Consider the following 15,704-nt stretch of genomic DNA (forward strand, 5'->3'; position numbering starts at 1 on the left):
GGCATTTCGGGAGCAGTCACTACTTGCGCAGCGCCGGCAGCACGTCGCGCCCGAAGACGTCGAGGAACTCGCGCTGATTGCGTCCAACGTTGTGGAGGTAGATACGGTCGAATCCGAGATCGAGGTAGCTCTGGATGTAGGCACGGTGCACGTCCGGATCGGCACTCACGGGCATCCGGCCTTCGAAGTCTTCTGGTCGCACCATGCGGGCGAGCTGTTCGAGCTCAAACGGTGAGCGGATGTCGTTCTTCGCAAACCGCAAACCGCCGTTCGGCCATTCCGTGAGCGCGTTGCGCATGGCCTGCTCATCTGTTTCGGCCCAGCTCAAGTGCAACCGCAGTACGCGGCTCTGAGTTTCGGGCTTGCGGCCCGCTTCGCGCGCTCCTTCGGCGAATCGCTTGAGCAGCATGTCGACTTTCTCGAGGGGTGCTGCTTCGGTGATGAGACCGTCGACGGTTTTGCCCGCACGCTTGGCGGCGACGGGGCCTGCTGTCGCAACGAGGATCTCGGGCGCGACTTCGGGCATGGTCCAGAGGCGTGTCGATTCGAGCCGATAGAACTGGCCTTCGTGGCGCACATCTTTGTTGCCGAGACCCGAAGCAAAAAGTTTCTTGATGATCTCGACGGCTTCGAACATGCGGTTAATGCGTTCGGGGGCTTCTGGCCAGTACTGGCCGACGATGTGTTCGTTAATGGCTTCGCCGCTGCCGAGCCCGAGCCAGTGCCGTCCCGGATTCATCGCGGCTAGCGTCGCCGAGGCTTGAGCGACCATTGCCGGATGCCACCGAAAGGTGGGTGCGGTAACTCCCGTGCCGAGATCGCCGGTCGTTGTCTCGCCCAGAGCACTCAGCACGTTCCACACGAACGAAGCCTGTCCCTGCTGGGGAACCCACGGCTGGTAGTGGTCGGCGGCCATTACGCCGCGAAATCCCTGCGCTTCGGCATGCTGCGCGAACGCCATCACATCGCGCGGATGAAACCGTTCAAGCATGGCGGCGTAGCCGATGTGGGGTGCAGCAACTGTCACGGGCATCCGTCTATTGTGGCGTGCATTGCGCTTGTCATGCTGCACCAGAGTCACAGAGCATTGAATTGCCGTCGCGAGGAGCGGATAATGGGCGACCTACTCACTGAGGAGTCGGCATGAATCTGGGCGCGTTTTCCACCAGCACCGCTAGTCCGCTCATGCACGTCATCCTCATTCCAGGGTTCTGGCTCGACGAAGCATCGTGGGGCCCCATTACTCAGTCGCTGCGCGCTGCTGGCTACACGGTTCACCCGTTGACACTTCCCGGTCTTCACCGCAACGACACCGACCGAGCAACCATCACTCTGGCCGACCACGTTGCCGCGGTGGTTGACGTAGTCGATAGCCTCACTCGCGACTATGACTGCGAGGATGACGCAGCGCACGGCCAAACAGCGCCTCACATTGTGCTCGTGGCCCACAGCGGTGGCGGCCCCATCGCCCACGCTGTTGCGGATGCTCGTCCCACTTGCCTTGCGCGCATCGTTCACGTCGACACGGTGCCGCTCCCCCACGGGATGCCGATCAACGCCGACCTTCCGACAATTGATGGTGAGATTCCGCTGCCCGATTGGGCGGTATTCGACGACGAAGACCTTGTTGATCTCACCGCTGAGCTGCGGGCCACATTCCGGGAGATGGCGATTCCGCAGCCCGCTCGCGTGGCTAGCGACCCGCAAAATCTGTCGACTCCGGCACGGTTTAGCGTTCCCGCCACAGTGATTTGTTGTGAGTTCACGAGCGAACAAGTGCGGTCATGGATGCACGACTCTGAGCCATTCGCCGCAGAGCTTGCACGCCTCGACGACCTCGAGCTCGTTGACCTGCCCACCGGGCACTGGCCGCAGTTCACGAAGCCAGCTGAACTTGCCGAAGCAATCGTCACGGCTGTGCATCGCAGCTAAATAGGGTCTTGTCCTCTGCGAGCGCCCGTCCTACACTGAGCAAACGCCAACTATTGAAAGGAGCCTGACGTGTTTATGTTCGTTACGACCAAGAACCCCACTACCGCCGGCTCCGTCGGCACCCTCACCGCCTAACCGGTTAGCGTTCTCTGCTCACCGATTCTGACGGTGGCGGCGCTCACGGAGCACACGACCCAACTCGATCATCACGAGACCGCGTTCGACTGACGAGTCGGCACACCCTCACTAGGGTTGCGCAGCACTCACCGTGATGATCACCCCTTCTCTGGCGACTCGCGATCGCTGAAGGTTGCCGTTGGGTCGCCACCTGAAACAGCGCGCTTTGGCGCGCCATCCGCAACCTCTCTCTGTCACGAAAGTTTCCATCATGAACGAACTACTGGCGGCCTCGAAAGACCGCCACGCCCATCCGCCCGAACCTGACCCCGTCGAGAGACCGCGCCCAGCGGCAGCACGTCGCGTGGGAGTCATCGACCGGCTTGCGCTGCATCTCGGCGTCGCACTCATCACGTGGAGCCGCCGGCCCCACCGTGCGCGACTGATCGCGTCGGCCGAGCTACTGGCCGCACACCAGCTCCGTCGTGAGCGCCTGGCTCACGCCAGAGCTCGCGCCGAGCAGAACTATCCGCGGTTCATCATCCGCTGAATTCGCCGCACTCGACCGCCGCTGGATCGCTCCGGCGGCGGTCGTTTCGTTCTCAGCGAATATGAAGCGAAATTTCTTGGCACTCTCAGGTCGAGAATGCTAATTTTTGATTGTTGAGTCACGGTGACTCAACTTTGAGAAAGGGGTTCCCCATGACACTGTCATTTGATCCTTTTGCCGAACTCGACCGGCTCACTGCAGCGGCCCAGTCCCGCGTCGGCGCCCAGCCGATGCCGGTTGATCTGTACCGTCAGGCCGACGAGTACGTCCTCACCGCCGACCTCCCGGGCATCGACCCGGGCTCCGTTGACGTCGACGTTGATGGCCAGTTGCTCACCATTCGCGCCGAACGCACCGCTGGCGAACGCGAGGGAGCCAAGTGGCTCTCTCAGGAACGTCGCTACGGTTCTTACTTGCGCCAGTTCAGCATTGGCGCTGGCATCGACCGCGACAACATCAGCGCCAGCTACGACAATGGCGTCTTGAGCGTCATTATTCCGGTCTCCGAGAAGGCAAAACCTCGAAAGATTGAGGTCAGCACCAACTCGGCGAACCAGGCTCGTTCAAGCGAAAAAGTCGCCGTCACGAGCTAGCCGACACCGGAACGTCGCCGCGTTCGACGGTGGCGCACAACAACGATGGGCGGATGCTTCACGCATCCGCCCATCGTTCGTTAAGCCTGTCGCACTAGAGCCGTGCTCTCGCGCGAGCCGCTGCGGTCAGAACGCGAGTTACAGCGCCCGCAATCGCGGTGCAATGTCGCGCTCGAAGAGCTCAAGGAAACGGCGCTGGTCGTTGCCGGGCGCGTGGAAGACGAGGTGGTTGAGGCCGGCATCCACGTAGGGACGAATCTCTTCCACAATCTTGTCGGGATCGTTGCCGACGATCCACCGCGAAGCGATCTGTTCAATGGGCAGAGCATCGGCGGCACGTTCCATCTCGATGGGGTCAGTGATGTCGTGCTTCTGCTCCTTCGAGAGAGCAAGTGGCGCCCAGAAACGCGTGTTCTCGAGAGCAACGTCGGCATCGGTGTCGTACGAGAGCTTGATTTCGATCATCCGGTCGATATCTTCGAACTTGCGGTCAGCCTTGGCCGCGCCCTCTTTGACGCCCGGGATCAGTGCGTCGTTGTAGAGCTCCATGCCCTTGCCCGAGGTGCAGATAAAGCCATCTCCGGCACGACCCGCATAGCGGGCAACCATCGGCCCACCGGCAGCGATATAGATCGGGATGGGCTGGTCAGGGCGGTCATAAATGCTCGCGTCGTGGGTGGAGTAGTACTCGCCATCGAAGGAGACGCGATCTTCGGTCCAGAGCGCTCGCATGAGACGGACTGATTCGCGCAAGCGAGCAAAGCGCTCTTTGAACTCGGGCCACTCTTGCTCACCGGCGCCACGGAATCCGGTGGCAATTTCATTCAGAGCCTCACCAGAACCAACACCCAACATGATGCGCCCCGGGTAGAGGCAACCCATCGTCGCGAACGCTTGAGCAAGCACAGCCGGGTTGTAACGGAACGTCGGCGTCATCACGCTCGTGCCGATCCGGATCGTGCTGGTGCGCTCCCCCACCGCGGCCATCCAGGTCAGCGAGAACGGAGCATGTCCGCCTTCGTGACGCCACGGCTGGAAGTGGTCGCTAACCGCAACACTCTCCATGCCGTGTGCTTCTGCGGCCACTGCGATCTCAACGAGTTCACGCGGGGCAAATTGTTCTGCTGACGCTTTGTATCCGAGGGTGAGTGTCATAAACCCATTGTGCCGGTGTTAGTCGCGCGGCGCTTGCAAAAACTCAGAAACCGAACGCGGAACATAGGGCGCGACGTCTCCGCCAAGCGCGGCAACCTGGCGCACCAGCGAACTAGACACGTGCGCATGAGCGGGGTTCGGCAGCATGAAAATCGTCTCTACCCCGGCGAGATCGCGGTTGACGATAGCCATAGGAGTTTCGTACGCGACATCCACTTGAGAACGGATGCCCTTGATGATGACACTCGCCCCGACATCGGTGCAGTAGTCGACAAGAAGGCCCATACTCCAGCTAGTTACAAGGATGTTGCCCTCGAGGTGGGCGTCGGCAACGGCCTGCTCGATGAGCGAGACGCGCTGCGCAATCGGCAAAAGCGCGGTCTTGCCCGGGTTGTGCACGACGAGAACGTGCACTTCGTCAAAGGTTTTCGCTGCCCGCTCAATCACATCGAGGTGGCCAAGGGTGACAGGGTCAAACGACCCAGGAACAACAGCGATCCGACTCATGCTCCCACGATAGTCGCTCGGTGCTCATTGGCGCGTGGGAGTTCGCTGTGCGGGGAAATCTGGCGCAACACTCTGGAGCGCGCCTGCGAGCGGAAGCGCTAGTTCTTGCCGAGGAACGCTTCGGCACTTTCGTCTAGACGACGCTTGAGTGCTTCGGCGAGCGCCGGATGCTCTGCCAAGGTCGGGTCGGCGACCAACAGCGCTTGAGCCGCCTCGCGCGCTTCAGTGATGAGTTGACCGTCGTTGGCAACTCGCAGCAGCTTGAGGCTCGAGCGGCCACCCGACTGCACTCCACCAAGCACATCGCCTTCGCGGCGTAGTTCAAGGTCTTTGTTGGCAAGTTCGAAACCATCGAGAGTGGATGCCACAGCCTCAACGCGTTCGCGCGCCAACGACTCCACCTCGGCCGCCGTGACGAACAGGCACAGCCCCGGAACGCCACCACGACCAACTCGGCCGCGCAGCTGGTGCAACTGGGAGACCCCGAAACGATCAGCGTCGAGCACCACCATCACCGAGGCGTTGGGCACGTCGACACCGACTTCGATGACCGTCGTCGCGACGAGCACATCAATGTCGCCCGCGGCGAAGGCGCGCATGAGCTCGTCTTTCTCCTCGCTCGAGAGCTTGCCGTGGAGCGCCTCGATCCGCTTGCCCGCGAGAACCTCGTTGCTGCGGAGCGACGCCAGCACCTCGGTCACGTTTGCGATCGGGCGGGGCGGCCCGGCATCCGGATCATCGGAGACAGCGGGTGCCGGCTCGCTGCCGGGCTCTTCAGTTTTGGCATCAATGGCGGGGCACACAACGAAGCCTTGACGACCGATGGCGAGTTCTTCTGCCAGCCGCTGCCAGACGCGCGACACCCAGCCGGGTTTTTCGGCGAGCGGCACGACGTGACTGCTGATGGGCTGACGGCCAGCGGGCAACTCAGCAATCGAGGAGATATCGAGGTCGCCGAACACGGTCATCGCAACCGTGCGCGGGATGGGCGTTGCCGTGAGCACGAGAACGTGGGGAGGCTTCGCGCCCTTGAGCCGCAGCGCTTCGCGCTGGTCGACGCCGAAACGGTGTTGCTCATCAACGACGACGAGACCGAGATCGACAAACGTAACCGCGTCGCCCAGGAGGGCGTGCGTGCCGATCACGATGCGAGAAGCCCCCGACACGGTCGCCAGCAGCGCCTTCTTGCGCTCTGCTGTCGGCAGCTGGCCTGTGATGAGGGTCGGGCGCAGTTCGGCCGCGAGATCGGGGCCCAGCGTGCGGATGATCGAACGGAAATGTTGATGCGCCAAAACCTCAGTGGGAGCCAGCAACGCTGATTGCCCACCCGATTGCGCGACCGCGAGCATCGCCCGCAGCGCGACCAGAGTCTTACCGGAACCCACCTCACCCTGCACGAGCCGATTCATCGGAACCGGCTGCGCCATGTCGTGGAAGATTTCCTCCCCTACGGTTTGCTGATCACCCGTGAGAGTGAACGGCAACGCTGCGTCGAAGCCTTCGAGCAGTGGGCCGGCCGTGCGTGCGATGGCTTCCGATTCGCGCTGCTTCTGACGCTGTTGCAGAAGCGCCGACTGCAGAACAAATGCTTCCTGAAAACGCAGGGTGTCGCGAGCTGCCCGCCAGTCCGAGTCAACCTTCGGGCGGTGCACCTGCTCAAGCGCCTTCGCAAACGGAAGCAACTCGCGTTCGCGACGAACGGCATCCGGCACCGGGGCATCAAGCGGGCCAAGAGTATCGAGCACGACCTCGACGGCTTTCTGAATTTGCCAACTCGCGACCGTGGAGGTCGCCGGATAAATGGGGATCGGCTGCTCGGCCCACGACTTGGCCTGCTCGGGCTTCTTGAGCTCGAGAGCATCCCGGTCAAAGAGTTCGTAGTCGGGGTGAGCGAGCTGGCGCGTGCCGCGATATTGGCCAACCTTGCCCGCGAAGATTCCGCGCACCCCCGGCGTCAACTCATTGGCACGCCACGCCTGATTGAAGAACGTGAGGGTCAGGATGCCCGTGCCGTCGCTGATCGACACCTCAAGAATCGAGCCGCGCTTGTTGCGCATCGGACGATTGCGCACCTCTCGCACTTCGGCGACGATGGTGACTGCCTCATCCAACGGCAATTGAGCCAGCGCAGTGAGTTCGCCCCGTCGCGCGTACCGCCGCGGAAAGTGTGTCATCAGATCGCCGACCGTGAGCAGGCCAAGACCGCGCTGCATCGAAGTAGCGGTGCGCCCGCCCAAGACGGCGCTGAGCTTCTGATCAAGGGGCGAGGTCACCCTAGAAGAGTACCGGGGACCACTGGCGTTCTTCAGACGGCTAGGCTCGGAATGCTATGACACGCATCATTGCCGGATACGCCGGCTCCCTCACCATTGCCGTACCGAGCGCGGGCACACGGCCCACCAGCGACCGCCTGCGCGAAGCGATCTTCTCGGCGCTCGAAGCCCGCGACGCCATCGAGGGCGCCCGCGTGCTCGACCTCTACGCCGGCACCGGAGCGCTCGGGCTCGAATCCGCCTCGCGCGGCGCACCCCACGTCACCCTCGTCGAGAACAACGCTCGCGCCGCCGCCACCTGCCGCAAGAACGCGACCCTCATCGCGGCAAAGGCTCCGCGCGGCTCAAAGCCGATCATTCTCACCGCCGCTCGCGCTGTGCACACGTTCTTAGAGACATCCGGTGATCAGTGGGATCTCGTCTTCATCGACCCGCCCTACGAACTCGGCAACGGTGAACTGCTCGTGGCGCTCGAACTGCTCGCCACGCAGCTCAGTCCCGACGCACTCGTCGTCGTGGAGCGTAGCTCGCGCGACCCCGAACCGGAGTGGCCCGCTGGGCTCGAACTCGACCGTCGCAAAGACTACGGCGACACCACGCTCTACTGGGTACAGCCGACCGAGGCATAGCCTGCCAGCACTTCGGCGATCAGCCGACGGCACCGTCCCAGCCCGCATAGGGATCCCAACCGCCGCGCTCGGTGTAGGCAACGCCATCAACAAGCACGCCCACGCCCTCGACCACGCGACCGATAGCGCGGAACCCTGCTGGCAGCGGAGCCTCCTCGGGAAAAGTGGCGAGTAACGAATGGTCTTCGCCACCGTCGAGCTGCGCCCGACCACCCACCGCTTCGGATGACAAATCAAGCCCGACGCCACTAGCGGTGGCAACGCGGCGAGCATCGATCGCGAGCCCGTCGCTCAGGTCGAGCATGGCCGTGGCTCCTCCGATAGCGGCGGCTTTGCCGTCCGCGATCGGGGGCGCTGGCCTGAGTTGGGCGGCGATGGCATCGGGATGCGTTGTCGCGAGGGCTGCGGCGGCTGCGGCATCCGGTTCGCCATCAACGACGCCCTCAGTGAACAACAACCGCAAGCCCTCAGCCGCGAGGCCGAGCGTGCCCGAGACCGCAATAACGTCCCCGACCTGGGCACCAGAACGCAACACGGGCGCACGCCCCTCAAGGTCTCCAAAAGCGGTGATGACAATAGTGAGCACCGTTGAGACCGAGAGGTCGCCGCCGATTACACCGCTGCCGGGGGCGAGCGTCTCGCAGCCCTCGCGCAGCCCGTCGGCGATTGCTTCAAGTGCCGAGACGGGGGTGTCGTTGGGTGTAGCAATCGCTACAACGAGGCCGGTCGGAACCGCGCCCATTGCTGCGACATCCGACAGGTTCGTGGCAGCAGCTTTCCAGCCCAGATCGTAAGGCGAAGACCACGCGAGCCGAAAGTCAGGGCCATGGATCATCATGTCTGTCGTGATCACAACACGCTTGTCTGGCGTTGCCAACACGGCAGAGTCATCGCCCGGCCCAAGAAGCTCTGCCGCAGCGGAAGGCAAACGCGGAAAGATGCGCTTCAGCGCGGCAAGCTCGCCCACGCCGCCGAGAGTGTCAAGGGTCTCGCTCGCGCGGTCAATCATCATGAACTCACGGTAGCCTGAAGGCGATGAGAACGACGACCCGCACCCCCATAATCGCGATGCTCGCGATAGTTCCTCTGCTGGCAACGCTGGGCGGATGCGCGGCAATCGTTCCGCTCGAACCGGCGGATGACGCGGCCAACCCATCCTGCGCCGACGTCATCGTGCGCCTCCCCGACACTGTCGCGGGCCTCGACAAGCGCGAAACCAACGCTCAGGGCACAGGAGCGTGGGGCGAACCGGCCATGATCTTGTTGCGCTGTGGCGTAGCAGTGCCCGATCCCACCGCCGAACTCGCCTGCGTTACTGCCCCTGAAGATGGCATCGACTGGCTGCGCGATGATAGCGACGCCCCCAACTATGTCTTCACCTCCTACGGCCGCGATCCCGCCGTACAGGTAATCGTCGATAGCGATGGTGACCCCGACGTCGATGGCGACGAGGTCTCGGGCTTTGATGCTCTCAGCCAGCTTGCTGGCGCCGTCAGTCAGGTGCCAGCCGACCGCTTCTGCGTCGGATTCTCCGACACTATTGCGCCGAGCGAGACCGCTGAACCCAGCGACGACGAATCCGAATAGCTCGCGTTAGCGAACGGTTTCTAACCCGAGCTCGATGAGTTCGTTGATCAATTCGGGGTAGCTCATGCCGCTCGCGGCCCAACACTTCGGGAACATCGAGATCGGTGTAAAGCCAGGCAAAGTATTGATTTCGTTGACCACAAATTCGGTGCCGTCAAAGAAGAAGTCGACTCGGGCGAGCCCCGCTCCGCCGATGGATTCGAAGGCGCGCGCTGCGGTGCGCTGCATTTGCCACAGTTCGCCATCTCGCAGAGGTGCTGGGCAAATCAGTTCGGCGGCAGAGACGTCGAGATACTTGGCGTCGAAATCGTAGAAGTCGCGGCCGGTGACCACGATCTCTCCGGCGACACTCACGCGAGTTTCGCCACCGTCGCGGCCCGAGAGCACGCCGCACTCAATCTCGCGGCCCGTCATCGCCTGTTCAACAAGCGCTGTCGAGTCTTCGGCAAAAGCGGTCGCAAAGGCAGCATCTAGCTCTTCGGCGCTCGAGACCTTGGTCACTCCGACCGAGGATCCTGCGCGTGCAGGCTTTACAAAGACAGGGAAGCCGAGGCTGGATGCGCGCTGACGCCACACATCCGGAGTGCGTTGCCACTGCTGCGCCGACACCGTCACCCATGGGGCCACTGCAACGCCGGCCGCCTCAAGGGCGAGCTTCGTGAAGTGCTTGTTCATGCCCATAGCGGACGCCAGCACGCCGTTGCCGACATACGGCAGACCGGTGAGCTCGATGAGTCCCTGCACTGTTCCGTCTTCACCGAATGGGCCGTGCAGGATGGGGAACACCACATCAACATCACCGAGGCTGCGCGTGGTGCCATCGGCATCCGTGATCGTCAGCTCGCTCGTGGCGGCTGATTCCGGCCAGTGCACCCGCGTGCCGTTGTCGACCACCTCGGGCATCGCCTCGGGGTTAAGCCGAAACATCTCTGCATCATCGGGCTGAAGGGTGAAAGCACCCTCACGCGTAATGCCGACCGGGATGACCGTGTACTTGTCGCGGTCGATCGCCGAAAGAACGCCACCGGCGGTTGCGCAGCTAATGCTGTGTTCCGAAGAACGACCACCGAACAGCAAAACCACGGTTGTTGTGGGCTGGGCCGTCATCGTTTACTCCCCCTGAGGAAGGTCGTCTGTGGTCAAATGTGGGGCGATATCGCGCGGGGCGAGCGTGCCAGCCAAGACTTCAGCTACTTGGCTCGCGATGGGCATATCAACGCCTTTGGAGAGGGCAAGCTCAAGGATAGGTGCCACCGAGGAGAGGCCTTCAGCGGTCTGGTTCATCTGCTTGATGACTTCAGAGAAGCTGTAGCCCTGGCCGAGAAGACGACCGGCGGTGTTGTTGCGCGAGAGCGATGACTCGCACGTTGCAATGAGGTCGCCCAGGCCTGCAAGCCCCGCGAGCGTTTCGGGCCGGGCGCCGAAGGCGACCGAGAAGTCTGTCATCTCAGCGAGGCCTCGAGTAATGATCGACGCCTTGGTGTTCTCGCCGTAGCCAACACCATCCACGATTCCGATCGCCACAGCGATGAGGTTCTTGAGCACTCCGCCGAATTCGGTACCGATGACATCGGTATTCACGAAGGAACGGAAGTAGCGGTTGCGGGCCGTGACCGCGACGGCGGTGGCGGTTTCGAGGCTTGCGCTGCTCATAACCGCTGCGGTCGGTTGCTCCTTGGCGATCTCGAGAGCCAGATTGGGGCCGGATGCCACGGCAACACGATTCGGATCGACGCCGAGTTCTTGCAGAATCACTTCGCTCATCCGCGCCCCGGTGCCCTTTTCGACACCCTTCATGAGCGAGACGATGATGACGTTTTCGGGGATGAGTTCGCGCACGATGCGCAGGTTCTCCCGCAGCGACTGTGCCGGAACCGAGAGGTACACCTGCTCGGCGCCATCCAGAACTTCATGCAGCTTGTCGCTGGCCCACAACGAGCGCGGGAGGTTGATGCCAGGAAGGTAGTCGCTATTGCGCTTGGATTGCGTGATCTCGCGGGCCAGCTCGGGGCGGCGTGCCCAGAGCGCAACATCGTTGCCGCCGTCGGCCAAAATCTTGGAGAAAGTGGTGCCCCAGGAGCCCGCGCCAAGAACGGCGACGCGACGAGGGGTTTCTGGCGCTCCGGCGCTACCGCTCAGCACGTTACTTGCTCTCGAATCGGCCGGTCTCGCTCTGACCATGGTCTGCGGGGTTATAGCGCGCAGCGGGAGCAGTTTCTCCCCGAATTTCTTCGAGCAGCGACGTGATGGCAGTCATGAGTTTCTCCGTTACCTCAGCGAGCAATCGCGAATCCAGATTTCTGCCTTCGAACTCAGACAAATCTAGGGGTTCACCAAAACGAACGTGAACAGTCTTTCGGGGAAAAACACTAATACGTTTTGAATAGCGAGGCAGAATTTCTTGGGCGCCCCAACTCGCCGCCGGAATCAACGGGATGCCGGCCTCGAGCGCGGTGCGCACAGCACCGTGCTTTCCTCGCATGGGCCACATATCGGGCTCCCGCGTCAGCGAACCTTCCGGATACACCACAACAGCAAGCCCCTGATCAGCAATCTGACGGGCGGCCTTCAGCGGGTCGCCGCTCTCCCGGCCGCGCGGAACACGTTCGACCGGAACCTGGCCCGATTTCTTCAACAGCCATCCCGCTACGGGGACTTTGAACAGCGATGCTTTTGCCATGTAGCGCGGCATCCGCCCAATCTTCCACATGGCAACCCCAATCACGACAGGATCGATGTTGCTGTAGTGATTGGGAGAGATCACAAACGCACCCTCGGCGGGCACATTGTGTGAGTCATGCAATTTAAATTTCGTCAACACGGTCATCGTGGGAAGCAACAAAAATGCGAGCACACGGAACGCGGCAGTCTTCTCTGACTTCACGCGTCGGGGGCCATTAGAGCCAGATGACACCGGCGGCTTATCCTTCGTAGACGAAGTCGGCACCGAGTGATTCAAGCTTGTCGATGAAGTGTTCGTAACCGCGCGCAATAATCCCGATGTTGCTGACAGTCGACTGGCCATCAGCGGTCAACGCTGCAATGAGGTGGCTGAAACCACCGCGGAGGTCGGGAATCTCAACATCCGCACCGTGCAGTGGTGTCGGGCCGATGATGACGGCAGCTTGCTCAAGGGGACGACGAGGAACGCGCCGGCTGACCGACTCAATTCCCGCTTCGAAAACTTCGATATTCGCGCCCATCTCAACGAGCGCTGAGGTGAAGCCCAAACGGTTCTCGTACACCGTCTCGTGAACCACGGAACGACCCTCGGCCTGAGTGAGCGCAACGATCAGGGGTTGCTGCCAGTCCGTCATGAAACCTGGGTGCACATCGGTTTCGATAACAACGGGCTTGAGCGCACCACCGGGATGCCAGAAGCGGATGCCGTCTTCAGCAATATCGAACGCGCCACCCACCTTGCGGAAGATGTTCAAGAACGTCATGAGTTCTTGCTGCAGCGCACCCTCGACGAAGATGTCTCCGCCGGTGGCGAGAGCTGCCGATGCCCAGCTTGCGGCCTCATTGCGGTCGAAGAGTGCGCGGTGGTTGTAGCCGGTGAGCTTCTCGACGCCCTCAATGAAGATGACGCGGTTGGGCTCGACATTGATGATCGCGCCCATCTTTTGCAAGATGGCGATGAGATCCATGATCTCGGGCTCGATAGCCGCGCCCTTGAGCTCGGTGACGCCCTTGGCGAGAACAGCGGTGAGCAACACTTGTTCGGTTGCTCCCACGCTCGGGTACGGCAGATCGATGTCAGCGCCGTGGAGGCCATCAGGAGCGGTGAGACGGATGCCTTCATAGCTCTTGTCGACGACTGCACCAAAGGCACGCAGCGCATCCAAGTGGAAGTCGATAGGGCGGTCACCAATGCGGCATCCACCGAGGTCAGGAATCAACGCTTCGCCGAGGCGGTGCAGCAACGGTCCGCAGAAGAGGATCGGGATGCGGCTAGAGCCCGCGAGCGCATCGATTTTGGCGAAGTGTGCCTTGAGCACATTCTTGGGGTCGAGGGTCAGCTCGCCGTCACCCGTCTCGGTAACAGTGACGCCGTAGGCCTCAAGCATTCCGGTAACGACACCAACGTCGCTAATGGCTGGGACATCTTTGAGCACACTCGGAGTGTCAGCGAGAAGTGCTGCCACCATGGCTTTTGTCGCGAGGTTCTTCGCGCCGCGAACGTTGATGCGTCCGCGAAGAGGCTTTCCACCATTTATGACGATTTGGTTGGAATGCAGTCCGGATCGCTTGGCTGCCGCTGTTGCGTCTTGAGCCAATGGATTCATCGTTACCTCTACTTCGCTGGCAAGGTTGTCGGGCGCCATGCTTCTCGGCGGCTTTCGAACTCCGTGATATCTGATTCGTTTCTCAGAGTGAGACCGATGTCATCGAGCCCTTCGAGCAAACGCCACCTAGTGTAATCATCAATCTCGAAAGAGAACTGTGCTGAACCGGCTGACACCGAACGGGTCTCAAGATCGACGGTGATTTCAACTTCGGGGTCGGCTTCAACGAGCGCCCACAAGGTCTCGATATCTTCTTCGGCGAGCTGCGCGGCGAGAAGCCCCTGCTTGCCTGAGTTTCCGCGGAAAATGTCGCCAAAACGCGAGCTGAGAACGGCTTGGAAGCCGAAGTCACGAAGCGCCCACACGGCGTGCTCCCGACTAGAGCCGGTGCCGAAGTCTGAGCCTGCGATGAGAATCTTGCCGTGGCTATAAGGTTCACGGTTAAGGATGAAGTCAGGGTCTTGGCGCCAGCGGAAGAAGAGAGCGTCTTCGAAGCCGGTTTTCGTTACTCGCTTGAGAAACTCGGCGGGGATGATCTGGTCGGTATCGACGTTGCTGCGCTTGAGCGGAACAGCGTTGCCACGGATGGTCGTAATCTTGTCCATTAGCGCGACTCCTCTGCGGTGGTACTGGCTGAAACGAGCTGCTCGGGCAGCGGGCTGTTCTCCAAATCCCAGGGGCTGGAAAGCGTTCCGCGGATGGCGGTTGCGGCGGCAACGAGAGGCGACACCAGATGGGTGCGCCCTCCCTTGCCTTGGCGACCTTCGAAGTTGCGATTACTAGTGGAAGCGCAACGCTCTCCCGGAGCCAGTTGGTCGGGATTCATGCCGAGACACATTGAGCATCCCGCAAAGCGCCATTCGGCGCCGAACTCTTCCACAATCTTGTCGATGCCTTCGGCTTCAGCCTCGATACGAACGCGGGCAGACCCGGGAACGACCATGACGCGCACGTGATCAGACTTCTTGCGACCCTTGATGATCGACGCGAATGCTCGCAAATCTTCAATGCGGCTGTTGGTGCAGGAGCCCATGAAGACCGCATCCACGGCAATATCTTTCATCGCCATGCCAGCGTCAAGCGCCATATATTCGAGGGCACGCTCGGCTGACGCACGCTCGTTCGGGTCGGCGATGTCAGCGGGCACGGGAACGTTCTCGCTGAGCGATACGCCCTGGCCGGGGTTGGTTCCCCACGTGACAAATGGCTCGAGGGTGTTCGCATCGAGGAAGACTTCGGCATCGAAGACGGCATCATCGTCGGTGGCGAGGGTGTTCCAGTACTCAACGGCGGCATCCCAGTCGGCGCCTTCGGGAGCGTGCGCGCGACCCTTGAGGTAGTCGTAGGTGATCTGGTCAGGCGCGATCATGCCGGCGCGAGCGCCAGCCTCGATCGACATGTTGCAGATCGTCATACGGCCCTCCATGGAGAGCGCGCGGATGGCGCTGCCGCGGAATTCGAGAACGTAACCTTGGCCTCCGCCGGTTCCAATCTGCGCGATGACCGCAAGAATGATGTCTTTCGCGGTGACGCCGGGGCGCAGCTCGCCCTCGACGGTGATCGCCATCGTCTTGAAAGCTTTGAGCGGCAAGGTCTGAGTCGCGAGCACGTGCTCGACTTCACTCGTGCCGATACCGAATGCCATCGCACCGAAGGCGCCGTGGGTGCTCGTGTGAGAGTCACCACAGACCACTGTGATGCCGGGCATGGTGAGGCCGAGCTGCGGGCCAACAACGTGAACGATGCCCTGCTCGATGTCGCCGAGCGAGTGCAGTCGAACGCCGAACTCTTTGGCATTGTTGCGCAGCGTCTGAATTTGGGTGCGACTGGTGAGGTCGGCGATCGGCTTATGGATCGCGAGAGTCGGGGTGTTGTGGTCTTCGGTTGCGATCGTGAGATCGGGGCGGCGAACGGGGCGGCCGGCCATCCGAAGTCCGTCGAATGCTTGGGGGCTTGTGACTTCGTGCACAAGGTGAAGGTCGATGTAAATGAGGTCGGGAGTGCCATCGGCACCCGTGACAACCAGATGGTCGTCCCACACTTTTTCTGCCAGGGTCTTGCCCATAGCGCAC

16 protein-coding genes are annotated in these 15,704 nt (G+C 61.8%); 5 read left to right on the forward strand and 11 right to left on the reverse strand.

What is annotated here, in order from left to right; genetic code table 11:
• Positions 1 to 19 precede the first annotated feature (19 nt).
• Entirely contained in the window at positions 20 to 1,033 is a 1,014-nt protein-coding gene (locus I6E52_RS03850; RefSeq protein WP_197123959.1) for a TIGR03557 family F420-dependent LLM class oxidoreductase, read from the reverse strand.
• Between the two features lie 110 nt (positions 1,034 to 1,143).
• On the opposite strand from I6E52_RS03850, the gene I6E52_RS03855 reads away from it, so the two are divergent.
• The 3 genes from I6E52_RS03855 to I6E52_RS03865 all read left to right on the forward strand — a co-directional run bounded on the left by I6E52_RS03855 (position 1,144) and on the right by I6E52_RS03865 (position 3,192).
• Positions 1,144 to 1,932 (forward strand): alpha/beta hydrolase, encoded by a 789-nt coding sequence (locus tag I6E52_RS03855; protein WP_307842366.1) that lies wholly within the window; start codon positions 1,144 to 1,146, stop codon positions 1,930 to 1,932.
• Positions 1,933 to 2,320: 388 nt separating this feature from the next.
• Positions 2,321 to 2,599: a hypothetical protein gene (locus tag I6E52_RS03860; RefSeq protein ID WP_197155000.1), complete on the forward strand. Its 279-nt coding sequence runs from the start codon at positions 2,321 to 2,323 to the stop codon at positions 2,597 to 2,599.
• A gap of 152 nt (positions 2,600 to 2,751) precedes the next feature.
• Positions 2,752 to 3,192 carry an Hsp20/alpha crystallin family protein gene (locus tag I6E52_RS03865; protein ID WP_197123956.1) on the forward strand — a complete coding sequence of 147 codons (441 nt, stop codon included), beginning with the start codon at positions 2,752 to 2,754 and terminating at the stop codon, positions 3,190 to 3,192.
• Positions 3,193 to 3,330: 138 nt separating this feature from the next.
• Here I6E52_RS03865 and fgd read toward each other — a convergent pair whose 3' ends face one another.
• The 3 genes from fgd to I6E52_RS03880 form a co-directional block, all read right to left on the reverse strand.
• Positions 3,331 to 4,347, reverse strand: a complete 1,017-nt coding sequence (fgd, locus tag I6E52_RS03870) for a glucose-6-phosphate dehydrogenase (coenzyme-F420) (protein WP_197155002.1) — start codon at positions 4,345 to 4,347, stop codon at positions 3,331 to 3,333.
• 18 nt (positions 4,348 to 4,365) lie between these two features.
• Positions 4,366 to 4,854, reverse strand: coding sequence for a pantetheine-phosphate adenylyltransferase (coaD, locus tag I6E52_RS03875; RefSeq protein WP_197123952.1), 489 nt, complete (start codon positions 4,852 to 4,854; stop codon positions 4,366 to 4,368).
• A gap of 98 nt (positions 4,855 to 4,952) precedes the next feature.
• Positions 4,953 to 7,067, reverse strand: coding sequence for an ATP-dependent DNA helicase RecG (locus I6E52_RS03880; protein WP_231601910.1), 2,115 nt, complete (start codon positions 7,065 to 7,067; stop codon positions 4,953 to 4,955).
• Between the two features lie 116 nt (positions 7,068 to 7,183).
• Here I6E52_RS03880 and rsmD point away from each other — a divergent pair, with 116 nt between their 5' ends.
• A complete protein-coding gene (gene rsmD, locus I6E52_RS03885; RefSeq protein ID WP_197155007.1) occupies positions 7,184 to 7,756 on the forward strand; it encodes a 16S rRNA (guanine(966)-N(2))-methyltransferase RsmD in 573 nt (190 codons plus the stop codon).
• A gap of 19 nt (positions 7,757 to 7,775) precedes the next feature.
• On the opposite strand, the gene thiL is transcribed toward rsmD, so the two are convergent.
• Complete coding sequence (gene thiL / locus I6E52_RS03890) at positions 7,776 to 8,765, reverse strand: thiamine-phosphate kinase (RefSeq protein ID WP_374059098.1); 990 nt, start codon at positions 8,763 to 8,765, stop codon at positions 7,776 to 7,778.
• 26 nt (positions 8,766 to 8,791) lie between these two features.
• On the opposite strand from thiL, the gene I6E52_RS03895 reads away from it, so the two are divergent.
• Entirely contained in the window at positions 8,792 to 9,343 is a 552-nt protein-coding gene (locus I6E52_RS03895) for a DUF3515 family protein (protein ID WP_197155011.1), read from the forward strand.
• A gap of 6 nt (positions 9,344 to 9,349) precedes the next feature.
• Here the strand turns inward: I6E52_RS03895 and I6E52_RS03900 are convergent, their stop codons facing one another.
• From I6E52_RS03900 to leuC, 6 genes are read right to left on the reverse strand one after another with little or no spacing between them, the layout of a single operon-like run.
• A complete protein-coding gene (locus I6E52_RS03900) occupies positions 9,350 to 10,450 on the reverse strand; it encodes a D-alanine--D-alanine ligase family protein (RefSeq protein ID WP_197155013.1) in 1,101 nt (366 codons plus the stop codon).
• Positions 10,451 to 10,453: 3 nt separating this feature from the next.
• The gene (locus I6E52_RS03905) at positions 10,454 to 11,485 is read right to left on the reverse strand and encodes an NAD(P)H-dependent glycerol-3-phosphate dehydrogenase (protein ID WP_197155015.1); all 1,032 of its coding nucleotides are present in this window, start codon (positions 11,483 to 11,485) and stop codon (positions 10,454 to 10,456) included.
• A gap of 1 nt (position 11,486) precedes the next feature.
• A complete protein-coding gene (locus tag I6E52_RS03910) occupies positions 11,487 to 12,257 on the reverse strand; it encodes a lysophospholipid acyltransferase family protein (protein WP_307842368.1) in 771 nt (256 codons plus the stop codon).
• Positions 12,258 to 12,264: 7 nt separating this feature from the next.
• The gene (gene murA, locus I6E52_RS03915; protein WP_197125193.1) at positions 12,265 to 13,632 is read right to left on the reverse strand and encodes a UDP-N-acetylglucosamine 1-carboxyvinyltransferase; all 1,368 of its coding nucleotides are present in this window, start codon (positions 13,630 to 13,632) and stop codon (positions 12,265 to 12,267) included.
• An 8-nt stretch (positions 13,633 to 13,640) separates the two neighbouring features.
• Complete coding sequence (gene leuD, locus I6E52_RS03920; RefSeq protein WP_197155017.1) at positions 13,641 to 14,237, reverse strand: 3-isopropylmalate dehydratase small subunit; 597 nt, start codon at positions 14,235 to 14,237, stop codon at positions 13,641 to 13,643.
• The gene (leuC, locus tag I6E52_RS03925) at positions 14,237 to 15,697 is read right to left on the reverse strand and encodes a 3-isopropylmalate dehydratase large subunit (protein ID WP_197155018.1); all 1,461 of its coding nucleotides are present in this window, start codon (positions 15,695 to 15,697) and stop codon (positions 14,237 to 14,239) included. The genes leuD and leuC overlap by 1 nt, the downstream gene beginning before the upstream one ends.
• Between the last annotated feature and the right edge of the window lie 7 nt (positions 15,698 to 15,704).

This window comes from Salinibacterium sp. NG253, from assembly GCF_015864945.1.
Classification (GTDB): Bacteria; Actinomycetota; Actinomycetes; order Actinomycetales; family Microbacteriaceae; genus Rhodoglobus.